Annotated in this window: 22 protein-coding genes; 8 read left to right on the top strand and 14 right to left on the bottom strand. The window is 59.6% G+C overall.

What is annotated here, in order from left to right; all coding sequences use genetic code 11:
* Window positions 1–54: 54 nt before the first annotated feature.
* A complete protein-coding gene (locus DNK10_RS22900; protein ID WP_131193144.1) occupies window positions 55–816 on the bottom strand; it encodes a DUF975 family protein in 762 nt (253 codons plus the stop codon).
* 189 nt (window positions 817–1,005) lie between these two features.
* On the opposite strand from DNK10_RS22900, the gene sbcB reads away from it, so the two are divergent.
* Window positions 1,006–2,436, top strand: coding sequence for an exodeoxyribonuclease I (gene sbcB / locus DNK10_RS22895; protein ID WP_131193143.1), 1,431 nt, complete (start codon window positions 1,006–1,008; stop codon window positions 2,434–2,436).
* A gap of 183 nt (window positions 2,437–2,619) precedes the next feature.
* On the opposite strand, the gene mvaT is transcribed toward sbcB, so the two are convergent.
* Complete coding sequence (gene mvaT, locus DNK10_RS22890) at window positions 2,620–3,000, bottom strand: histone-like nucleoid-structuring protein MvaT (RefSeq protein ID WP_131179752.1); 381 nt, start codon at window positions 2,998–3,000, stop codon at window positions 2,620–2,622.
* A gap of 327 nt (window positions 3,001–3,327) precedes the next feature.
* Here mvaT and purU point away from each other — a divergent pair, with 327 nt between their 5' ends.
* The 4 genes from purU to DNK10_RS22870 all read left to right on the top strand — a co-directional run bounded on the left by purU (window position 3,328) and on the right by DNK10_RS22870 (window position 6,689).
* Entirely contained in the window at window positions 3,328–4,179 is an 852-nt protein-coding gene (purU, locus tag DNK10_RS22885; protein WP_042556266.1) for a formyltetrahydrofolate deformylase, read from the top strand.
* A 39-nt stretch (window positions 4,180–4,218) separates the two neighbouring features.
* Complete coding sequence (locus tag DNK10_RS22880) at window positions 4,219–4,641, top strand: CBS domain-containing protein (RefSeq protein WP_131179754.1); 423 nt, start codon at window positions 4,219–4,221, stop codon at window positions 4,639–4,641.
* 6 nt (window positions 4,642–4,647) lie between these two features.
* Window positions 4,648–4,827 (top strand): hypothetical protein, encoded by a 180-nt coding sequence (locus DNK10_RS22875; protein WP_131193142.1) that lies wholly within the window; start codon window positions 4,648–4,650, stop codon window positions 4,825–4,827.
* Window positions 4,828–5,204: 377 nt separating this feature from the next.
* Complete coding sequence (locus tag DNK10_RS22870) at window positions 5,205–6,689, top strand: helicase HerA-like domain-containing protein (RefSeq protein WP_131193141.1); 1,485 nt, start codon at window positions 5,205–5,207, stop codon at window positions 6,687–6,689.
* A gap of 49 nt (window positions 6,690–6,738) precedes the next feature.
* Here the strand turns inward: DNK10_RS22870 and DNK10_RS22865 are convergent, their stop codons facing one another.
* Window positions 6,739–6,963: a hypothetical protein gene (locus tag DNK10_RS22865; protein ID WP_131179757.1), complete on the bottom strand. Its 225-nt coding sequence runs from the start codon at window positions 6,961–6,963 to the stop codon at window positions 6,739–6,741.
* Window positions 6,964–7,176: 213 nt separating this feature from the next.
* Window positions 7,177–8,049, bottom strand: a complete 873-nt coding sequence (locus DNK10_RS22860; RefSeq protein WP_131193140.1) for an aldose 1-epimerase — start codon at window positions 8,047–8,049, stop codon at window positions 7,177–7,179.
* A 114-nt stretch (window positions 8,050–8,163) separates the two neighbouring features.
* Here DNK10_RS22860 and DNK10_RS22855 point away from each other — a divergent pair, with 114 nt between their 5' ends.
* On the top strand, window positions 8,164–8,919 hold the full coding sequence (locus tag DNK10_RS22855; RefSeq protein ID WP_131179759.1) for a FadR/GntR family transcriptional regulator: 756 nt from the start codon (window positions 8,164–8,166) through the stop codon (window positions 8,917–8,919).
* Between the two features lie 81 nt (window positions 8,920–9,000).
* Window positions 9,001–9,633: a LysE family translocator gene (locus DNK10_RS22850; protein ID WP_131193139.1), complete on the top strand. Its 633-nt coding sequence runs from the start codon at window positions 9,001–9,003 to the stop codon at window positions 9,631–9,633.
* Between the two features lie 60 nt (window positions 9,634–9,693).
* Here DNK10_RS22850 and DNK10_RS22845 read toward each other — a convergent pair whose 3' ends face one another.
* The 9 genes from DNK10_RS22845 to DNK10_RS22805 form a co-directional block, all read right to left on the bottom strand.
* The gene (locus tag DNK10_RS22845) at window positions 9,694–10,605 is read right to left on the bottom strand and encodes an EamA family transporter (RefSeq protein ID WP_131193138.1); all 912 of its coding nucleotides are present in this window, start codon (window positions 10,603–10,605) and stop codon (window positions 9,694–9,696) included.
* A gap of 119 nt (window positions 10,606–10,724) precedes the next feature.
* Window positions 10,725–12,005 carry a TRAP transporter large permease gene (locus DNK10_RS22840; RefSeq protein WP_131179761.1) on the bottom strand — a complete coding sequence of 427 codons (1,281 nt, stop codon included), beginning with the start codon at window positions 12,003–12,005 and terminating at the stop codon, window positions 10,725–10,727.
* Window positions 12,005–12,532 (bottom strand): TRAP transporter small permease, encoded by a 528-nt coding sequence (locus DNK10_RS22835; RefSeq protein WP_131179762.1) that lies wholly within the window; start codon window positions 12,530–12,532, stop codon window positions 12,005–12,007. Before DNK10_RS22835 ends, DNK10_RS22840 begins: the two co-directional genes overlap by 1 nt.
* A 62-nt stretch (window positions 12,533–12,594) precedes the next feature.
* Window positions 12,595–13,569 carry a TRAP transporter substrate-binding protein gene (locus tag DNK10_RS22830; protein WP_131179763.1) on the bottom strand — a complete coding sequence of 325 codons (975 nt, stop codon included), beginning with the start codon at window positions 13,567–13,569 and terminating at the stop codon, window positions 12,595–12,597.
* 89 nt (window positions 13,570–13,658) lie between these two features.
* Window positions 13,659–14,546, bottom strand: coding sequence for an SMP-30/gluconolactonase/LRE family protein (locus DNK10_RS22825; RefSeq protein ID WP_131179912.1), 888 nt, complete (start codon window positions 14,544–14,546; stop codon window positions 13,659–13,661).
* Between the two features lie 44 nt (window positions 14,547–14,590).
* The gene (locus DNK10_RS22820; RefSeq protein WP_131179764.1) at window positions 14,591–15,418 is read right to left on the bottom strand and encodes an NAD-dependent epimerase/dehydratase family protein; all 828 of its coding nucleotides are present in this window, start codon (window positions 15,416–15,418) and stop codon (window positions 14,591–14,593) included.
* 226 nt (window positions 15,419–15,644) lie between these two features.
* Window positions 15,645–16,667: an NAD(P)-dependent oxidoreductase gene (locus DNK10_RS22815; protein ID WP_131193137.1), complete on the bottom strand. Its 1,023-nt coding sequence runs from the start codon at window positions 16,665–16,667 to the stop codon at window positions 15,645–15,647.
* A 15-nt stretch (window positions 16,668–16,682) separates the two neighbouring features.
* Window positions 16,683–17,498, bottom strand: coding sequence for an amidohydrolase family protein (locus DNK10_RS22810; RefSeq protein ID WP_131193136.1), 816 nt, complete (start codon window positions 17,496–17,498; stop codon window positions 16,683–16,685).
* A gap of 63 nt (window positions 17,499–17,561) precedes the next feature.
* Entirely contained in the window at window positions 17,562–18,533 is a 972-nt protein-coding gene (locus tag DNK10_RS22805; RefSeq protein WP_131193135.1) for a TRAP transporter substrate-binding protein, read from the bottom strand.
* Between the two features lie 343 nt (window positions 18,534–18,876).
* On the opposite strand from DNK10_RS22805, the gene kdgD reads away from it, so the two are divergent.
* The gene (kdgD, locus tag DNK10_RS22800; protein WP_131179768.1) at window positions 18,877–19,788 is read left to right on the top strand and encodes a 5-dehydro-4-deoxyglucarate dehydratase; all 912 of its coding nucleotides are present in this window, start codon (window positions 18,877–18,879) and stop codon (window positions 19,786–19,788) included.
* On the opposite strand, the gene DNK10_RS26045 is transcribed toward kdgD, so the two are convergent.
* Window positions 19,766–20,191, bottom strand: coding sequence for a hypothetical protein (locus DNK10_RS26045; protein ID WP_208738859.1), 426 nt, complete (start codon window positions 20,189–20,191; stop codon window positions 19,766–19,768). The genes kdgD and DNK10_RS26045 overlap by 23 nt on opposite strands.
* Window positions 20,192–20,531: the final 340 nt, after the last annotated feature.

Here is a 20,531-nt window from a genome sequence, read left to right as displayed (position 1 = left end):
AGCAGCGAGGCAGGAAGCAACCTGACAGCGCGAACGCGGCCAGGTGGAAGGGCCTTAGCGTGCGACGGGCAGCACGCCGAAGATGGTGCGGTACAGCACGCCCATGGCCACGACGAACAGAGGTACGCTCCAGATCAGGCCGATGCCCAGCGGGATGGCGCTGATGGCGACGATCAGGCCGAGCAGCAGGAACAGACCGAATGCCTTGAACCAGTGCTGGCTGATGGCCTTGCGCGAGGTTTCCAGGGCTTGCCAGGGCGACAGGCCACGCTCGACCACCAGAGGAATCGCCAGCATGTAGGCGACCGCCAGGTAGATGCCTGGAAGCACCAACAGGAAGATACCGATATAGATGAGCAGCATCATCACCACCGCGGTGATCAGCAGCGGTACGGTACGACCGAAGTGGCTGAAAATTTCATTGAAGCTAAACGGTTGTCCGGCTGCACGGCGGATACCGACCATGTTCAGGCCGGCCATGAAGGGGTAAGCCGCAGCAGACGCGAGGATGGTCGTCACAACCTGGCTTATGATGATCAGAATCAGGTTGTCGCTGAACAGGGTGAACACGCCGAGTACTGCACCGATCACGAACGAGGCAATGAACATCGCCACGTAAAACACCAGGAAACCACCGATGATGATGCCTTTGGTGCCCTTGGTCAGTTGCCAGGCTTCGCTGATCAGTGAGCCGATGCTGAAATCGTAACCGCGGCTCAGCGCCTGTTCGATGCTGGGTGTCTGGTCGCCACTGGGCGCTTCCTGCAACTCGCTGGTGGGGACGGCGTAGGGATTGGTGGAGATAGCGTCACTCATGATTCATCCTTGGCGAGTGTGAGTAAGATTGTTTCTTGATATTGTAGTGGAAGAAGAACGTCACAAGGACAAACGCACTGCGGCTTCACCCAGGTGTGCGGGCGATCAAGCTTTTAATCGGGTTTTGTGGTTTGTGATGAAGCGGTAACGAACCTAGACTGCGACGTTCACTCGCCATAGGAGCACGCCGTGCCCACCAGTCTCTTCTGGTACGACTACGAAACGACGGGCATCGACCCGCGCCGTGATCGGCCACTCCAGGTCGCGGGTATCCGCACCGATGAGCAGCTCAACGAAATCGAAGCGCCGCTCAATCTCTATTGCCAGCCCAGCGACGACATCCTGCCACACCCGGCCGCCTGCCTGATTACCGGTATTGGCCCTGAGCGGCTGGCTCGCGAGGGGCTGGGCGAAGCCGAATTCATGACGCGCGTGCATGCCGAACTGGCACGCCCTGGTACCTGTGGCGTGGGTTACAACAGCCTGCGTTTCGATGACGAGGTGACGCGCTACAGCCTGTATCGCAACTTCTTCGATCCTTATGCGCGCGAGTGGCAGGGTGGCAATAGTCGCTGGGATCTCATCGACATGGTGCGAACTGCGTATGCATTGCGCCCGGAGGGTATCGAGTGGCCGCAGGACGAGGCGGGCGTCAGCCTCAAACTCGAGCGGCTGACCGTCGCCAACGGCATCGAGCATGGTCAGGCCCACGATGCGCTGTCCGATGTGCGCGCCACCATCGCTCTGGCGCGTCTGGTGCGCGAGCGCCAACCGAAGCTCTACGATTACCTCTACGGGTTGCGCAGCAAGCAGCGGGTGCTCGACCAGATCCGCTTGTTGCAGCCGCTGGTGCACGTATCCGGGCGGTTTGCCGGGGCTCGTCATTATCTGGGCATCGTGCTACCGCTGGCCTGGCATCCGCGCAATCGCAACGCGTTGATCGTTTGCGACCTGCACCTCGATGCTGCCCCGTTGCTGGAAGAAGATGGCGAGACGCTGCGCCGTCGTCTGTATACCCGGCGAGATGAGTTAGCCGAAGGCGAACAACCGGTGCCACTCAAACTTATCCATATCAACCGGTGCCCGGTGGTTGCCCCGTTGAATGTGTTGCGTGCGGAGGATTGTCAGCGGCTGCAGTTGGATAAGGCTGATTACCTGGCTCGCGCACAGCGCCTGATCGATTGTCAGCCCGAGTGGCAGGACAAATTGCTGCAGATCTATGAAGAGGAAAGTTTTGCCACAGCCATTGATCCGGAACAGCAGTTGTATGACGGTTTTATCGGCGATCGTGACCGACGACTGTGTGAGCAAGTGCGTACTAGCGATCCATTACAGTTAGGGGCGCAGAGCTGGCCCTTCGACGATCATCGGTTACCCGAATTACTGTTCCGTTATCGAGCGCGCAACTTTCCCGCGACCTTGAATGGTGAGGAACAGCAGCGCTGGCAAGCGTTCTGTCAGCAACGGCTTAGCCAACCCGAGTGGGGGGCGCCCAATACCCTGGCGAGTTTCGAGGCGGACGTGGCGCAATACCTGACCGGAGCGACAGATGCTCAGCGAGTAATACTGGAGGCATGGAGAGCGCATGCTTGGGACTTGCGTCAGCGTTACGCACTGTAAACCAATGGCTGACTAGTACGGCCAGCAAGGAAACGAAGGAGGGGAAATTTCTGCGGATCAGAACAGGCCGGGTTCACGGTGATTCTGTTCGTGGTGGTTTTCTTTCCAGGGCCTGGTAATGGCGCCCATAAAAAACGCCAGCAGTGCTGGCGTTCTTCATGGACTCACAGCCCCGGTTTGGCATTAGCCCAGCAGGGTGGCCCAGCCTTCAACGACGTCAGCGCCCCACTTGGCTTTCCACTCTTTCAGCGTTTTGTGATTGCCACCTTTGGTTTCGATGACTTCGCCAGTGTTCGGGTTTTTGTACTGCTTAACTTTACGAGCGCGCTTGGTGCCAGTTGGTGCAGCTTTGGCATTGCGCGGCCCTTTGCCGACTTTAGCGTCAGGATCGAGCAGAGCGATGATGTCGCGCAGCGACTTCTGGTATTCGCCCATCAGGGTGCGCAGTTTGCCTTCGAATTCCAGTTCTTTCTTGAGTTTGTCGTCTTGCGACAGGTTCTTCAGGCGCTCTTGCAGTTCTTTGATATTTTCTTCGAGGCTGCGGTATTCGGTGATCAGGGACATGTGCTTACCTTTAATGCAGGGGGTAGTGGCCAAGTATTGCTCATAGTAGACATCGGTTAATTATAAGTAAACCGCTTTGTAGTAAACGGGGCAAAGAGAAGTTGCAGTCGGTAACACGAATTTACTGTTTTGTTGGCACTTAAAATATGCGGGAATTACTCGTCTTTTCGTCTGTTGGCGAGCGCGTTACCACCTGGCTTACCGGCGATTTTCCTCACGACCATGGGGTAGGCTGACGGAGGGCGCGCAGTCAGGCCCGTCGGGATACTGCAGTTTTTCGTTAGTCTGGCTAAAATGCGCGCCTTCGCTAATTCTCTGGAGTTGTTCATGCGCACTTTTCGGCTGGTCATCGCCTGCCCTGACCGTACCGGCATCGTGGCCAAGGTCAGTAACTTCCTGGCGACCTACAACGGCTGGATCACCGAGGCGAGCCACCACTCGGACACGCAGAGCGGCTGGTTCTTCATGCGTCATGAAATTCGTGCCGATTCGTTGCCCTTCGACCTCGACGGCTTCAACCAGGCGTTCTCGCCGATCGCCCGTGAATTCTCCATGGAGTGGCGGATCACCGATTCGGCGCAGAAGAAACGCGTCGTGTTGATGGCCAGCCGTGAGTCCCACTGCCTGGCCGACCTGCTGCATCGCTGGCACAGCAATGAACTCGATTGCGATATCCCCTGCGTGATTTCCAACCATGATGACCTGCGCAGCATGGTCGAGTGGCACGGCATTCCTTTCATCCATGTGCCGGTGGATCCGCAGAACAAGCAGCCGGCTTTCGATGAGGTCGCGCGCCTGGTTGAAGAGCATCGCGCCGATGCCATCGTGCTGGCTCGCTACATGCAAATCCTGCCGCCCAAATTGTGTCAGGACTATGCACAGCGCGTGATCAACATTCACCACAGCTTCCTGCCGTCCTTCGTAGGTGCCAAGCCTTACCATCAGGCCTCGCTGCGAGGCGTCAAGCTGATCGGCGCGACCTCCCACTATGTGACCGAAGAACTGGATGCCGGGCCGATCATCGAGCAGGATGTGGTGCGCGTCAGTCACCGCGAGAGCATCGAAGAGATGGTGCGCCTCGGCAAGGACGTGGAAAAGATGGTGCTTTCCCGCGGTCTGCGCTATCACTTGGAAGACCGGGTATTGGTGCACAACAACAAGACCGTCGTGTTCGATTGATCCATTCGGCCCGATGCTCGAATAAGGGAGTCCGCGTTCATGCTCAAGTCCGTAAAAGTGCGTGATTACATGACCCGTCATTTGGTCACCTTCCATGCCGACACCGATCTGTTCACGGCCATCAACCGATTGCTGGAGCACCGTATTTCCGGCGCGCCGGTGGTCGACGGTCAGGGTCGTCTGGTCGGTCTGCTGTCGGAAGGCGATTGTCTGCGTGGCATTCTTCAGGGGGCCTATTACGAGTCTACTGGCGGAACCATCAGCTCTTACATGACCGCCAACGTCGAAACCACTTCGCCGGAAGCCGATATCATCGATCTGGCCGAGCGTTTCCTGAAAGGGCGGCGCCGACGTTTCCCCGTAGTGGAAGGCGGTAAGCTGGTCGGTCAGATCAGCCGTCACGATGTGTTGCTGGCTGTGAAGGAGTTCGCCCAGCATGAAGAAGGCCACCAACGCGCCTGAAATGCCATGAGCGACGACAAACCACGCGAGCCCGGTACGGCCATGCCACCACCCACTCTGGGTGAGGGTTGCGTTCGGCGTTACGATCCGGAGGCGTTGAGCGAAGAGGATGGCACCGACTTCGAAGGTGCCGAAGCGCTGTGGCAGCGTCTGCAGCGCGAGCGGGACGTCACGCCGGACAAGTAATTGACCCTGAAAAGTGGTTACTGACGGGGGCATACCATCGACCTCACCAATGCGGTTGGTGGCGCTACCCAGGCGCTCGCCGGCCTGGTTGGCGACTGCCACGTTTTTTCTCGACGTAGCGCTGTCGGCTGTCGTTGTAGAGACTGAGCGGCGCGAAGGCGACCGTAGCACGAGGGTGGTGGCCAGCAGAATTCTGTGGCCGAGCTGCAGGTTTCTCATCACGGCATCTTGCGTCCGCAAGTCACTAGAATCAGTCTGGTGGGACGTCGCCATTTGGCGAATGGAGCGGGTGGACCGACCGGCGAAGGCTGATGGGGCTTCGCCTGGCGTTTAGGTCGGCATCGAGGCTGCAAGGCTTTAATCCAAGGGACGGCATTATGTCTTTGAATCAGCAATTCGTTTTCGGGGCTGACGGCGATGGCCAGACAGTCGGGCAATCACTGCGCCTGGCCAACCGCCACGGCCTCATCGCCGGTGCCACGGGTACCGGCAAGACCGTGACCTTGCAGCGTCTGATCGAGAATTTCAGCGATGCGGGCGTCGCCGTCTTTGCTGCCGATGTGAAGGGCGACCTGTGTGGCCTCGGCGCCGCGGGTGCGCCTCAGGGCAAGATTGCAGAGCGTATCGCCAGCATGCCCTGGCTGGCGCACAGCCCGACGGCCTATCCGGTCAGCCTGTGGGACGTGCACGGGCAAAGCGGCCATCCGCTGCGCACTACCCTGAGTGAAATGGGCCCCTTGTTGCTGGGCGCATTGCTGGAGCTCACCGATAGCCAGCAGGCGGCGCTGTATGCCGCGTTCAAGGTGGCCGACCGTGAAGGGCTGTTGCTACTCGACCTGAAGGATCTCAAGGCGCTGCTGACTCACCTCAAGGAACAGCCGCAGGTGCTGGGCGCCGATAGCGCGTTGTTCACCACGACATCGTCGCAAGCGTTGTTGCGGCGTCTGGCCAGCCTGGAGCAGCAGGGTGGCGAGGCGCTGTTCGGCGAGCCGGCGCTGCAGCTCGAAGACATCATGCAGCCGGATCGTGATGGCCGCGGCCGTATTCACCTGCTCGATGCCAGCCGCCTGGTGCATGAGGCGCCCAAGGTCTATGCCACCTTCCTGCTATGGCTGTTGGCTGAGTTGTTCGAGCAACTGCCCGAACGCGGCGATGCCGACAAACCGATCCTGGCGCTGTTCTTCGATGAGGCGCATCTGCTTTTTGCCGATACGCCGAAGGCCTTGCAGGCGCGGCTGGAGCAGGTGGTGCGGCTGATCCGCTCGAAAGGCGTGGGCGTGTATTTCGTCACCCAGTCGCCGGGCGACCTGCCGGACGATGTGCTGGCGCAGCTTGGTTTGCGCATTCAGCATGGCCTGCGGGCATTCACCACACGGGAGCAGAAGGCGCTACGGGCGGTGGCTGATGGGTTTCGTCCCAATCCGGCGTTCGATTGTCTGTCGGTGCTGACCGAGCTGGGTATCGGTGAAGCCCTGGTGGGAACACTGGAGGATAAAGGCACACCAGCAATGGTGCAGCGTGTCGCCATTGCACCGCCGCAGTCGCGTATTGGGCCGCTGTCGGAGGGTGAGCGCGCTGGCTTGATTCGTCAGTCGCCGTTGGCCGGTCGTTACGACAAGCCCTTTGACCGGGAGTCGGCTTACGAGATTCTGACCGCACGCGCGGCCCAGGCGAGTGAGCAGGTTCAGGCGGGCAAGGAGGTGCCGTCTACCACCAGCGTGGCCGGCGAGTTTCTCGGTGGGTTGGCCGGCCAGGCGGTGAAAAGTGCCATGCGCCAAGTCGCCAATCAGCTCGGTCGGCAGCTGGTTCGGGGCTTGATGGGGTCTTTACTGGGCGGCAAGTCCACATCCAAGCGGCGCTGAATCAGCCGTGCCGGAGGGGCTTGCGCGCTAGCAGGCATTGATCAGGTCGTCAGGCGCTGGCGTTTTCGGCCCTGGCTTCAGCCTTGCTGGACAAGTCTTTCTCGATCTTTTCGATTTCTTTATCGAATGCCTGATCGAGCAGGCTGGCTCGCTTGCGCCACGGCTTGCGTTCCGGATCCGGTTGGGCGGCGTAAGTGATGACCTCACCGCCGTATACATCCTTGTAACGCTGCGCCTGGCGCTCGAGTTCGGCGCGCAGTTCGTCTTTCGTCACGATAGTACCCATGATTTCTGATAAGGAGAGGGGCGACAACGTAAGACCGGGCGGTCTTACTGATACGGTCGCCACATCTGTTTGAAACGTTTACCCCACCAAAGTTCCGGTTATTCGCGGCACGCGCGGCCGGAGATAGGGTAAGGCGGTTGATTATCGTCAAAGTACATCGAAAGTCCAGTACCGCCGTCGCAGGATGTGACCGGTGTTGCTTCAGGTCAGCGGGTTGTATTGCAGGCTGAAAGTCAGGCTGTGGCTCTGCCCCCTGCGTAACAGCACCAGTCCCGGCTTGCCGGGCATATGGTGGGCGTTGACCGGGTGACTGACTGGCTCGAAGCAGAAGAACGGCATCTGTTCGGGGCAGAACAGCAGGTACAGGCCGCTGCCTTCTGCACTGATATCCAGGCTGTAGCCGGCGTCGGGCTGCAGAATGCGCGCCTGGCCATTCCAGTCGGTAAAGGCGTTGTCGGTGTGTTGCAGTGGCAGATCGCGCTCTTCGGCGAAATTCCAGTCTGCCGGTAATTCGCTGAGATGGGTCGGCAGGCTGTCACTGCCGCATTGCCAGACTTGTTCTGCACGAGCCTGCAAGCGGGTGTTTGGCAGGCGTGGAAAGTAGGGATGCAGGCCCAGGCCATGCCACATCGGGGCGTCAGCCATATGGGTAACCTGCAGGTGGATGTCCAGACGGCCTTCGTGCAGACGAATTCGTTGCTGTGCGACATAGGCGAACGGTATCTGGCTTTCCAGGCGCAACAGGGCCGAATCTTCGCTGTGCTCGACCACTTGCCAGGGTTGCTGCCAGGCGCTGCCATGAATCGGCATGGGTGAGTTGTCTGCGTTGGCTTCCAGAGCGAGCCAGCCTTGCGGATTATCGAAGCCGCCATCGCTGATACGGTTCGACCAGGGGGCCAGCGGGTAGCAGCCGAGCCGGCGAGGAGTGCCAGCCTGCAAGGCCTGCTCATCGCTAGGGCGCAGCAAGGGCTGACCGCTGTCCTTGACCGTCCAGTTGGCGATGCTGCCGCCGGTCTGCGGCGCCAGCGTGAGGCGGGTGAAGCGATCCTGCAGATGCAAGGTGTCGAGCGGCATGGTGCGGTACCTGTGCAGTTAACGAGTCATTTGCCGGAGATAAACGAAGAACGTGTCATCATACAACCGCCTGATATATGATGCAGTTTGGCTATCCAGACGATAATGATTGCTATGGAAAATCAGAACACGCCGCCACGCGCGCGACGCAAGCATCGCAGCCTGGCTCAGGAGTTGGTCGCGGAGCTTTCCCAGCGCATTCGCGATGGGGTGATCAAGCGTGGCGATAAATTGCCGACCGAGTCGGCGATCATGGAAGAGCAGGGCGTCAGCCGTACCGTGGTGCGCGAAGCACTGTCGCGGTTGCAGGCTTCCGGCCTGGTAGAAACCCGCCATGGCATTGGCACCTTCGTACTGGACATGCCGAACCCTGGTGGCTTCCGTATCGACCCGGCGACCATCGTCACGCTGCGTGAAGTGCTGGCAGTGCTCGAGCTGCGTATCAGCCTGGAAGTGGAGTCGGCTGGCCTGGCTGCCCAGCGGCGTACCGCCGAGCAACTGGCGTCGATGCGCCAGGCGCTCGACGCGCTGAATGAAGGCGCGGCCCATGAAAGCGATGCGGTATCGTCCGATTTCCAGTTCCACCTGCAGATCGCCCACGCGACCGGCAACCGCTACTTCACTGACATCATGAGTCATCTGGGTACCAGCATCATTCCACGTACCCGACTGAACTCGGCACGTATCGCCCACGATGATCATGCTCACTACATGGCGCGCCTGGAGCGTGAGCATGAGCAGATCTACGAAGCGATTGCTCGCCAGGACTCCGACGCCGCTCGTGCCGCCATGCGCCTGCACCTGACCAACAGCCGCGAGCGGCTGCGTCAGGCCCATGAGGCAGCGGAAGTGGTCGTCAAGCAAGCCTGAGCCTTCCAGACCAAGGGGGCCCCTTGGACTCTGTTTACGATCTTGCGGGCCAGGCTCTTCATTACAACGAGAATCGCCATCATGGAGTTGTACCTCTGGTTGACCTTTTCCCTGGCATACCTCGCCACCACGTTGACACCCGGGCCGAACGTGCTGCTGATCGTGCGTAACGCCTTGCGTTACGGGCCATATGCCATGGGGCTGACCTTCGTCGGCAACCTTGTCGCGCAACTGCTGGTGATCAGCGGGGTCGCCTTGGGCGTGGGCGCTATCCTCATTGCCGTGCCCTCGGCCTTTCTGGCCTTGAAGATCGCTGGTGCCGGTTATCTGATATACCTCGGCGTGTGCCAACTGTTCTTCCGTGCCCCAGCCACCGGGGCAACGGGCGAGGTGCCGGCGTTTCCGCCGAGCGCGAAATGGAGGATTGGCGCGGAGGCGTTTCTGGTCTCGGCGAGCAACCCCAAGACGTTGATCTTTCTTTGCGCTTTCTTACCGCAGTTCCTCGATCATGGCCGACCCATCGCAGGGCAGTTTCTGGTGATGTACCTCACCATCGCGGCTATCGTGGTCACCGTCCATTCGCTCTACTGTTACACCGCCTACCGATTCAGCAAGCGCCTCAACGCCGCCCACTGGGCGGCGATATTGAAGCGCATCACCGGGGCCGTTTTCATTGGCCTGGGCGTGCGGCTTCTCAACACCAAGGCAGTGTGAGCCGAGGTGGCGAACCTCTGATGCCGCAGGGCCGATGCGCAACTGATCGTAGACAGACTCTCAGGCATCCTTGCGATACGTCAGCAGTACGATCCCCGCCAGCACGATCGCGCCGCCGATCATCTGCATACCGCTCAATATCTGATCCAGCAGCAGCCAGCCGAACAGCAGCGTGGCAATGGGCTCCATGTTCATCACCGGTGCGTTCTTGGCCATGTTCAGGCGCGGTACGGTGACGAACAGCATGCAGAAGGCGATGCCGTAGAGCAGTACCAGGGCGCCCAGTGCCATCCAGCCGGTGGAGTTGCCTGGCAGGTTCATGCCGCCGGGAATCAGGTCGGCGCTGCCGGCGATGGCCATGCTGCTGAACACGATCATCAGGGTCAGCATGCTGCGCACCGAGCCGCGCAGGCTCGACAGCTTGTGGTCGGTGATCCACAGCGCGCAGGCGAACACGCAGGCGGCCAGGAACGACACGCTCACTCCAACCATCCATTCCGGGCCGGCCGGTTCGCTGGCGCTCAGGCGTGCGGGCAGATCCAGGGCGAATACCAGGCCCACCAGGATCAGGCCCATGAGCATTACCGTGCGACGCGTCGGCGCCGAGCCACCCAGTGCCCAGGTGAGCAGAGCAAGGATGATCGGGAAGGTGTTGCCGATCAGCAGCGCCAGCGCCACTGGAATGCGCGCCACGGCGGAATACAGGCAAATGCTCTGGGTGGCGATCAGCAGGCCCAGCAGCAATTGCCAGCGCCAGGTGCCCGGCGGCATCTGCAGAGCCTGGCGTTGCCAGAGCACGATGCCCAGCAGCACCAGCATGGTTACACCGGAACGGCACAGAATCGCCAGCAGCAGGCCGGTGTCGTTGTCGAATGCGATACGTGCAGCGATGTGGTTGCCGGCGAAGGAGCAGGCCAGCAGAGCCAGTAGCAGAACAGCGATGTGGCGGGGAAACAGGGCAGGAGAGGTCATGGAAGCAATTTCCGTATCGTGTTTAGCCTTGAGCGCCTGACGGTTTGGTGGCCGTTCTCGCTGCGCTAAAAAAACGGCGGGTCGCGTTATGCACGCGACCCGCCGCGGGTGTAGCAGTATCAGAGTACGACGCTAGGCAGCCACAGCGAGATTGCCGGGATGTAGGTCACAGCCATCAGAACCATGAACAGAGCGGCGTAGAACGGCAGCAGCGCCTTCACTGTCGCTTCGATGGTCACTTTGCCGATCGCGGCACCCACGAACAGTACCGCCCCAACGGGTGGTGTGATCAAACCGATGCCCAGGTTGACCAGCATGATCATGCCGAAATGCACCGGGTCGACTCCGAAGGAGGTCACCACTGGCAGCAGGATCGGGGTGAGGATCAGGATCAGCGGTGCCATGTCCATCAACGTGCCGAGTACCAGCAGCATGAAGTTGACGCACATCAGGATCACGTAACGGTTGTCCGAGAAGGCCAGGAACGCGGTAGTGATCTTCGAAGGGATCTGCATCAGCGTCATGATGTAGCCGAACGCCGCCGCGAAGGCGATGAGGATCATCACGATCGACAGTGTGCGTACGGTGCGATGCAGCATCTTCGGCAGTTCGCGCCACTTGTAGTCGCGGTAGATGAACATGGTGACGAAGAACGCCCAGATCACCGCCACAGCAGCGGACTCGGTGGCGGTGAACACGCCAGAGAGGATGCCGCCGAGGATGATGACCATGGTCATCAGGCCCCACAGCGCTTCGACGCAGATCTTGATCGCCTGACGCAGCGGGATCACTTCACCTTTCGGATAGTTGCGCTTCTTGGCGAACCACAGGCACAGAGTGGCCATGGTTGCACTCATCAGCAAACCTGGGCCGATACCTGCCATGAACAGCGCGGCGATTGACACTGTGCCACCAGCGGCCAGCGAGTAGATGACCGAGTTGTGGCTGGGCGGGGTAAGCAGTGCCTGTACCGAGCCGGAAACGGTCACGGCGGTGGCGAATTCACGTGGATAGCCCTTTTTCTCCATTTCCGGAATCAGCACCGAACCCACCGACGCGGTGTCGGCCAAGGACGAGCCGGAGATGGCACCAAAGAAGGTGGACGCGGTGATGTTCACCAGCGACAGGCCGCCGCGTACGAAACCGACAAGTACGCCGGCGAAGGCCACCAGGCGCCGAGCCATGCCGCCTTCGGCCATGATTGCACCGGCCAGCACGAAGAATGGAATGGCAAGCAGAGAAAATTTGTTCACGCCACCGGCGATCTGGATCATCACGGCGTGCAGAGGGATATCGATCCACCAGGCGCCAATAAGGGCTGCGATGCCGAGCGAGTAAGCGACGGGGACGCGTAGCAGGATCAGGACGATGAAGCTGCCTAAGAGAATGGCGGCATCCATTACACGGCCTCCTTGGAGTCTTCGATATGCTCGAAATCAACGACTCGACGTTTGTTCTGATCGCCGTATAGCAATTGCTCGATGACGAACATAAGGGTGATGAATCCACCCAGCGGAATCGGTAGGTAGCTGATGCCAACATTTACCGAAGGAAGGGTGCTCAGATACTGATGCCAAGTCGCAGCGCAGAGCTTGTAACCCCAGATCAGCATGAACAGCGCAACCGCTCCCATGGTCAGGCGCACGAATAGAGTGATCAGCGGTGCCAGGGTTTGTGGCAGGCGATCGGTCAGCGAAGTCACAGCCATGTGAGCGCCAGCGCGGTAGCTGGCGGCGGCACCGACGAAGGTGAACAGCACCATCAGCAGGATGGAGATAGGCTCGGGCCAGCCCAATCCTTGACCCAGCACGTAACGACTAAATACGCCCCAGGGGATGATCGTGGCCATGATCACGATTGCCAGGCCGGCGGTAGCGATACAGGCACGGTAGATGGCGTCGTTGACGCCTAGAACCAGGTTTTTCATGAGACTTCACCGGATTGCATGGAGCCGGCAATACGCCGACTCCATGCGCTTGCGCGAGAGGATTACTGAACGGCTTCGATGCGCTTGATCAGATCGGCGTACTGAACACCGTACTTCTCACGAACCGGAGCGGTCGCTTCGTAGAATGGTTTGGTGTCCACTTCGATGAACTCGACGCCTTCGGCTTTGAGCTTCTCGTCGCTGGCGGTTTCCTTGGCTACCCACAGGTCACGCTCTTCCAGTTGTGCTTCCTTGGCCAGTTTCTTGACCAGTGTCTGCTGCTCCGGGGTCAGTTTCTCCCAGGTAGTCTTGGACATCAGCAGCGGCTCGGGCAGGATCAGGTGGTGAGTCTGGGTGTAGTACTTGGCCACGCGGAAGTGGTTGTGCTCGAGCAGGGTCGGCGAGTTGTTCTCGGCACCGTCGATCACACCGCTCTGCAGGGCGCTGAAGATTTCACCGGTGTCCATGGCGATGCCGTTGGCACCCATGGCGTTCAGGGTATCGATGAACAGCGGATTGCCGATCACGCGGATTTTCATGCCCTTCAGGTCTTCCAGCTTACGCACCGGTTTCTTGGTGTAGAGGCTGCGGCTACCGGCTTCCATCCATGCCAGGCCGACCATGTTGAAGTCGGAGTTGGTGATGGCATCGAGGATTTCCTGGCCGATTTCACCGTCCACCACTTTGCGCATATGGTCGATGTCGCGGAAGACGAAGGGCATATTGAACACGTTAGTGGCCGGAACCACCGGGCCGACCGAACCGAGGCTGACGCGAGTCAGCTGAACGGCGCCGATCTGGGTCTGTTCGATCACTTCCTTCTCGGAACCGAGCACGCCGCCTGAGAACATACGGCCCTTGATTTCTCCGTTGGTAGCAGCTTCCAGTTTCTTGCCGAGGTTTTCCATCGCCACCACGGTCGGGTAGCCGGCCGGGTGAATTTCCGCGATCTTCAGGGTCATGTCAGCCTGTGCCAGGCTGGACAGGCCGAAAGCCAGAGGGAGTGCGGCAATGAGCAACTTGCGCTTGAAATTCATGTGAATCTCCGTTTTGTTGTTGTTGGTGTGCAGCGTTATGAAGTTCCAGAGTGGCCCGTCGGATCAACGGGTTCCCCAGATGTTGGTAATCAGGACTGGAACGGTGTTTCTTCAAGGCCACTGACGCCTGGCTGCAGGGCGAACACGCCGCCAGCCAGAGGTTGATCGTCCAGGTTGCCGCCCGGGCGAATCGAAGTGACATACAAGGTATCGAGATTGGGGCCGCCGAAGGCGCACATGGTCGGTTTCTTCACCGGTACGGCCAGAGAGCGGTCGAGGCGACCGGCTGGCGTGAAACGGTGAATCAGGCCGGCATCGTTTCCGCAGATCCAGTAGCAGCCTTCGGCATCCACCGCGGCACCATCGGGACGGCCAGGGTAGTCGTTCATGTCGACGAACAGGCGGCGGTTGTGCGGCGTGCCGCTGTCGATGTCGTAATCGAACGCCCAGATGGCCTGCACCGACGGGTGCGAGTCGGACAGGTACATGGTGCGGCCGTCAGGGCTGAAGCCCAGGCCATTAGGGACGATCAGGTCGTCCAGCAGCACGGGGAGGGTGGTCTGTCCGGCGCCGTCATAGCGATACAGCGCGCCGACGTTGGCGCCTGCCGCCATGTCCATGAGCATACTACCCGTCCAGAAACGGCCCTGGCGGTCGCAACGGCCATCGTTGAAGCGCATGTTGTCGTGGGCGTGGCTGACCTCGACCAGGCGTTCGCCGGTCAGGCGGCCGTCATCGCCGGTGCTCAGTTGGAAGATCCCGCTTTGCATGCCGGCGATCCAGCTGCCATCAGCGCGCCGGGCGATGCAGGCGAGCATCTCGTCCGCTTCCCAACTTTGCGTGGTGGCGTCTGCCAGGTTCCAGCGGTACAGGCGTTTGTTGGGGATATCGGCCCAGTAAAGGGCCTGATCCTGCACGCTCCACACCGGGCTTTCACCCGTTGCATTGCGGGCATCAAGAATCAGTTCGGCTTGCATGGGCATGTCCGACCTCTTGTTATTGTTATCGAAAGGACGAGCTATCAGTCGTCGCCAAACGGGCCGGCAGCCGCGAAGGCGCCACCGTGATAGAGCGCGGCCGGATCATCGGCAGCCACTGGCGGCTGGGCCTCGACCTTGTCGCGGTAAATCTCGGAAGTGTCCTTGGGCTCGAAACCCAGATGAGCGGCCAGGCGGTTGTCCCACCAGACGGTCTTGTTCGCCGAGGCGCCGTAAACCACGGTGTGGCCGACGTTTGGTGTGGTGAGGCCGCGCTCGATCAGTTGTAGCAGATCGTCGTAGCTCAGCCAGGTGCTCATCATGCGGCGATTGAGCGGTTCGACGAATGAGGAACCGATGCGAATGCTGACGGTTTCGATGCCGTAGCGATCGAAGTAGAAGGTGGCCATGTCTTCGCCGTAGGACTTCGACAGGCCGTAGTAACCATCCGGACGGCGCGGGGCGCTGGCGTCGATGGTGTCGGTCTGCTTGTGGAAGCCGATAACATGGTTGGAGCTGGCGAAGATGACGCGTTTGACGCCGTGGCGACGCGCTGCTTCGTAGATATGGAATACACCGCTGATGTTCGGGCCGAGGATTTCCTCGAACGGACGCTCCACCGAAACCCCGCCAAAGTGCAGAATCGCGTCGACACCTTCAACGAGCTGATGAACGGCCTGCTTGTCGGCCAGGTCGCAGATCTGCACTTCGATATGGTCACCTTCGGCCGGTGCCATTTCGGCGATGTCCGAGAGACGCAAAATCTTGGTCAGGGGCTGCAGACGTTCGCGCAGTACCTTGCCCAGTCCGCCTGCCGCACCAGTGAGCAGCAGGCGATGGAAGGGTGGTTGGGCGTTGGAAGTCGTAGTCATGGGCGGGAGGCCTGTTCTCTGCTTGTTGTTATTTGGAGATTGTCATCTGTTGTCGTATGACATGGTGGGATTATCGGCATCCCTCGATTCGTTTGTCAACGCGCTCACAAAACAACAATATCGTTCGATCGAGTCGCTCTATGAAGCCATGAAGGCTGATTTATAAGGGTTTCTGCATCATGGTCTGAGGGCTTTGAGTGGCCGATATCGAGATACCTTCTTAAATTTAGGTTGTCTGATGACTTTGTGTCTGCATCCAACGGCCACGAGTGGTCAGGCGGCGCGCATCGTCAGGATTCAGCGAGCCTTCGGGGATACTGCCGGCAAGAATCGAGCGGGCCTGCTGCACGGTTCTGAACACCTGATAGATGATTGCTTCCGGCACCATGCCACCAATGTGTGGTGTGGCGATGATGTCGGGACGCTGCGCCAGGGTTGCGGTCGGGTGATCATCATGACCGCGACCCACGTCAATCGCCGCTCCCGCCAGGTGCCCACATGCCAGTGCGTCGGCAAGCGCTGCTTCGTCGACCAGGCCACCGCGGGAGGCGTTGATGAAAAAGGCGCCCGGTTTCATTTTTGCGAAGAATGCAGCATTGGCCATGTTGTCCGTTTCCACGCTGTGGCGCGCCAGGCAGATCACCTGATCGGATCGTTCGAGCAGCGTGTCGAGATCAACGGCTTCGACGCCATCCGGACTGTCGGTCAGGTAGGGGTCATGGGCGAGGATCTTCACCCCCAGTGCGCGGAGCACGGGCGCAACGGCGGTTGCTATGTTGCCGAAGCCAATGATTCCGGCGGTCGAGCCGGCCAACTGGCTGCCCATGCGTTGCGTCGGTATCTGGCCGTGCTGATAAGCACTGAAATAATGCGGCAGGCTCCGTGCGAGGTTGATCATCTGGGCGATGATCCATTCACTGACGGCATGGGTGAAGCCTGGGCCGGCCTGGGTGACCAGTACGCCGTGCCTGGATGCGGCATCGATATCGATGCTCTTGGTGTCCATGGCGCAGCGTATGTAAGCCAGCAGGCTCGGTACCTCGCGAAACAGACGTTCCGTGCCTGCCGTCGGTTTGTCGGAGATGATCAGATCACAATTGCTGGCCAGTTCGATCAGTTCGTCCTCGCTCAAGACCCCGTCTTTCGGACTTAGCACCAGCTCGCCGAGGTCAGCCAGTTCGCTCATCGCTTTTTCACCGTACCAGGTGTTCACGGAGGAAGGCGGGTAGGTGAGCAGAATTCTTGGCATTACCTGTCTCCTGATTCAATAGCCATAGAGTCTGGCTGGATTGTGAACGGTGATCTGCTCGCGTACTGCAGCGCTGCTCAGCCAGCCGAGGAGTAACCGCTGCAACTGATGCGTGCTGATGCTGGCGTCCTGGCGGGCGGTGTGGGGCCAGTCGGTTCCCCATAACAAACGATCCGGCATGAGCTCTGCGGCGCGCTCGGTGAAGGTTCGATAATGGTGCAGCGCGGACTCGGAACAATCGCTGAACAGATAAGGTGCGGAGAGCTTTATCCACACATTCTTCTTGCGATTTACCAGATCGAATAGCGCATCGAGGGTGCCTGCATCCGTTGCGGGAGAGCAGGACGCGAAGTGATCCAGCACCACCGGGCCGTCGAGGCGCTCGATGTGCTCGAGTGCGCTGGGCAGGGTTTCCGGCCGCAAAAGCAGTTGCAGGTGCCATTGCAGGCTGCTGATCTGTTCTTCGACATAAGCGAGCTCCTGCAGTGTGGGGCCATTGGCGGCGAGGGTATTCAGGCGTACACCGCGCACGCCAATCCGATGCATGGCCTGTAGCTGTTCGAGTGGCGTATCGCGGCCGATGACTGCCACGCCTCGTGCCTTGGGGCCAAGCTGGGTGAGCGCATCGAGCATGCAACTGTTGTCGGTGCCATAGACACTGGGCTGTACCAGTACGCAGCGCTCTACGCTCAGGCTGCTTAGCACCTGCTGGTAGTCGTCTGCAGTGGCGGTAGCGGGGAGATAGTCCGCACCGCTTGCCAGGGGGTAGCGGGTGTGATCACCGAAAATATGCGCGTGGCAGTCACAGGTCATTTCGAATGAGGTGGTCATAGGCTCTGGCTCTTGCGGTGTAGCAGTTATCCGCCACGGCGAGGGCCGCAGCGGATGCCAGTGTCACTGAACGGCTTCGATGCGTTCGATCAGTGCGGCGTAAGGCGCGCCGTACTTATCACGGATTGCCGCCGTGGCTTCATAGAACGGCTTGCGATCCACCTGGATGAACTCGACCCCCGCAGCCTTCAGTTTTTCTTCGCTTTGTGCCACCTGTATGTCCCAGAGGGCCCTTTGTTCCATCTGCGCCTCTCGGGCGAACTTCCTCACCAGCGTTTGCTGCTCAGCGCTGAGCGCTTCCCAGGCCTTCTTCGACATCACCAGAGGCTCGGGAATGATCAGGTGACTGGTTTCACTGAAGTACTTGGCAACCTGTTGGTGGTTCTGAGCGAGCATGACGGCTGGATTGTTCTCGGCGCCATCGATCACCCCGGACTGCAGGGCACTGAAGGTTTCCCCGGTACCCATGGCAATGCCGCTGCCGCCCAGTGCATTCATGGTGTCGAGAAAGAGCGGGTTTTCCATCATGCGCATTTTCTTGCCTTTCAGGTCGGCAAGCGTGCGGATGGGCTCTTTGCTATAGAAATTTCGCGAACCGGCGTCCATCCACGCCAAGCCGACCAGCTCGAATGTGGAGTTGGTTATCTTGTCGAGAATCTCCTGGCCGATTTCACCATCGATGACCTTGCGCATATGCGCACTGTCGCGGAACACGAAGGGCATATTGAAGACGTTCACATCCGGCACCACGGGGCCTACGACGCCAAGGGAGACGCGAGTTAGCTGAATGGCGTTGATCTGGGCCTGTTCTATCGCTTCCTTTTCTCCACCCAGTACACCGCCTGCGAACACCCTCATGGTGATCTCGCCGTTGGTCGCGGTGCTGAGTTTTTCGCCCATATGTTCAATGGCTGTAATGGCTGGATAGCCCTTGGGTTGCGTATCGGCAACTTGCAAGGTTATCGCGTCGGATAGGGAGGGGATCAGCAGGGCCAGAGGAAATGCGGTCGACAGCAGGGTACGTCTGAGTTTCATGGTCATGTCCTTCTTGTTGTTGTCAGGGATGTAGGTGGTGATGAGTTCAGCAAAAAAATGAACGCCAGGGTTCCATGGGGACGTGCGCCATGCGCGCGTGCTGGGTTAGTGGGTGGGAGAGGGTGCGTTACCGCCTGGCGTACATCTATTGTTATAGGTTGTCATATGACGGAGTGTGCTCAGCCGATTCCGAACTTGTCAACTTGGTGGCGTCAGCTTCCGCAAGCCTTCACTGGCGGTTGTTCAGAAGAAAGTATTAGCTTTCATTTTGGTCGTACGATAACGTATCTCTAACGGCTGCGGCTGCCCTTTCATTTCAACCCGCTTTACAGGTGTTCGAAGAATGACCCCACAAGAATTAAAATCCGTCCTCTCCTCCGGTCTGCTGTCTTTCCCGCTGACCGATTTCGACGCCCAAGGCGAGTTCAATCCTGAAGGCTACGCACGTCGCCTGGAGTGGCTGGCCCCCTACGGCGCTACCGCTCTGTTCGCGGCTGGCGGAACCGGTGAATTCTTCTCCCTGGCTGCCGACGAGTACTCGTCCGTCATCAAGACCGCCGTCGACACCTGCGCGGGCAGCGTGCCAATCCTCGCTGGCGTGGGCGGTTCCACTCGCCAGGCGATTCAGTACGCACAGGAAGCCGAGCGCCTGGGCGCCAAAGGCCTGCTGCTGCTGCCGCACTATCTGACCGAGGCCTCGCAGGAAGGTGTTGCCGCCCACGTCGAGCAAGTCTGTAAATCGGTGAAGATCGGTGTAGTCGTCTACAACCGTAACGTCTGCCGCCTGACCGCTCCGCTGCTGGAACAACTGGCCGAGCGCTGCCCGAACCTGATCGGCTACAAGGACGGCCTGGGCGACATCGAACTGATGGTGTCGATCCGCCGTCGTCTGGGCGACCGTTTCAGCTACCTGGGCGGCCTGCCGACCGCTGAAGTCTATGCCGCTGCCTACAAGGCACTGGGCGTGCCCGTTTACTCCTCGGCGGTGTTCAACTTCATCCCGAAAACCGCGATGGATTTCTACCACGCGATCGCTCGCGACGATCACGCCACCGTTGGCAAGATCATCGATGACTTCTTTCTGCCGTACCTGGACATCCGTAACCGTAAAGCCGGTTACGCAGTGAGCATCGTCAAGGCTGGTGCCAAGATCTCCGGCTACGATGCAGGCCCGGTTCGGGCTCCGCTGACCGACCTGCTGCCGGCCGAATACGAGCAACTGGCGGCACTGGTCAAGGCGCAGGGCGCTCAGTAAGCGTCAGTCTCACTGATCTACAAACAAAGGCCCTGTTTACAGCGGCCTTTGTCGTTTCAGAGTGTCTAAAAGTGATCGTTGTAGGGGCGAGCTTGCTCGCGATAGCAGTAATGAAGATCGAACTGACGGTGCATTGAAATGGTTTCGCTGGCAAGCCAGCTTTTACAAAGACATGCTTTCTGGTGGACGCGGAAAAGCCGCTGCAGTTTGTTCGGCTGCAGCGGCTTTTCCTTTTTACCTCGCTGACCGCTACCAGCGGTTTGCCCAACTCCTTTTCCAGATAACGGTTGAACACGCGGGCGTTCACATCCGTGTCGCCACCCGGTGCGATGGGCAATACCACCTGAATGGCTTTGCTCGGGTACTTGTCGTCGGCCTGCACATGAGCGGCGGTGGCGCTCATGTGCAGGGCGGCGAACAGGCTGAGGGCGGTGCGTAGGGAGGTGTTTCGCTTCTCTTGTTATTGTGCCGCGAAGGTTGCGGGAAGACCCGTTGGGCTCCAGCGGATTGAACGTATCGGCGCAGCCTCACACGACTCTGTTATGGGAACGGAGGCTCGTGGAGGTGTGATACGGACTTGAGTGCGGGTCGTTACCTGCGCCTTCTCTCGCTCGACGGCTGGGAGAGGGGAGTCGCATCGCGATAAGCGAGGGCTGCGGGGGAGGGCGGTTCGGCGTGAGGGACGTCAATGTCCTGGCCTTTGCGGATGGGTGTCGTCATGTCGCGCACCTTTGTCATTGTCG

It is taken from the genome of Phytopseudomonas daroniae (genome assembly GCF_004327275.1).
GTDB lineage: Bacteria > Pseudomonadota > Gammaproteobacteria > Pseudomonadales > Pseudomonadaceae > Aquipseudomonas > Aquipseudomonas daroniae.
The sequence above is the reverse complement of the archived record's forward strand: the minus strand, read 5'-3'. Positions and strand labels throughout refer to the sequence as shown.

Coding starts and splice junctions, on each gene's coding strand:
- DNK10_RS22900 (WP_131193144.1), bottom strand. CDS start 816: ATGAGTGACGCTATCTCCACCAATCCCTACGCCGTCCCCACCAGCGAG.
- mvaT (WP_131179752.1), bottom strand. CDS start 3,000: ATGTCCCTGATCACCGAATACCGCAGCCTCGAAGAAAATATCAAAGAA.
- purU (WP_042556266.1), top strand. CDS start 3,328: ATGCGCACTTTTCGGCTGGTCATCGCCTGCCCTGACCGTACCGGCATC.
- DNK10_RS22880 (WP_131179754.1), top strand. CDS start 4,219: ATGCTCAAGTCCGTAAAAGTGCGTGATTACATGACCCGTCATTTGGTC.
- DNK10_RS22875 (WP_131193142.1), top strand. CDS start 4,648: ATGAGCGACGACAAACCACGCGAGCCCGGTACGGCCATGCCACCACCC.
- DNK10_RS22870 (WP_131193141.1), top strand. CDS start 5,205: ATGTCTTTGAATCAGCAATTCGTTTTCGGGGCTGACGGCGATGGCCAG.
- DNK10_RS22860 (WP_131193140.1), bottom strand. CDS start 8,049: ATGCCGCTCGACACCTTGCATCTGCAGGATCGCTTCACCCGCCTCACG.
- DNK10_RS22855 (WP_131179759.1), top strand. CDS start 8,164: ATGGAAAATCAGAACACGCCGCCACGCGCGCGACGCAAGCATCGCAGC.
- DNK10_RS22850 (WP_131193139.1), top strand. CDS start 9,001: ATGGAGTTGTACCTCTGGTTGACCTTTTCCCTGGCATACCTCGCCACC.
- DNK10_RS22845 (WP_131193138.1), bottom strand. CDS start 10,605: ATGACCTCTCCTGCCCTGTTTCCCCGCCACATCGCTGTTCTGCTACTG.
- DNK10_RS22840 (WP_131179761.1), bottom strand. CDS start 12,005: ATGGATGCCGCCATTCTCTTAGGCAGCTTCATCGTCCTGATCCTGCTA.
- DNK10_RS22835 (WP_131179762.1), bottom strand. CDS start 12,532: ATGAAAAACCTGGTTCTAGGCGTCAACGACGCCATCTACCGTGCCTGT.
- DNK10_RS22830 (WP_131179763.1), bottom strand. CDS start 13,569: ATGAATTTCAAGCGCAAGTTGCTCATTGCCGCACTCCCTCTGGCTTTC.
- DNK10_RS22825 (WP_131179912.1), bottom strand. CDS start 14,546: ATGCAAGCCGAACTGATTCTTGATGCCCGCAATGCAACGGGTGAAAGC.
- DNK10_RS22820 (WP_131179764.1), bottom strand. CDS start 15,418: ATGACTACGACTTCCAACGCCCAACCACCCTTCCATCGCCTGCTGCTC.
- DNK10_RS22815 (WP_131193137.1), bottom strand. CDS start 16,667: ATGCCAAGAATTCTGCTCACCTACCCGCCTTCCTCCGTGAACACCTGG.
- DNK10_RS22810 (WP_131193136.1), bottom strand. CDS start 17,498: ATGACCACCTCATTCGAAATGACCTGTGACTGCCACGCGCATATTTTC.
- DNK10_RS22805 (WP_131193135.1), bottom strand. CDS start 18,533: ATGAAACTCAGACGTACCCTGCTGTCGACCGCATTTCCTCTGGCCCTG.
- kdgD (WP_131179768.1), top strand. CDS start 18,877: ATGACCCCACAAGAATTAAAATCCGTCCTCTCCTCCGGTCTGCTGTCT.
- DNK10_RS26045 (WP_208738859.1), bottom strand. CDS start 20,191: ATGAGCGCCACCGCCGCTCATGTGCAGGCCGACGACAAGTACCCGAGC.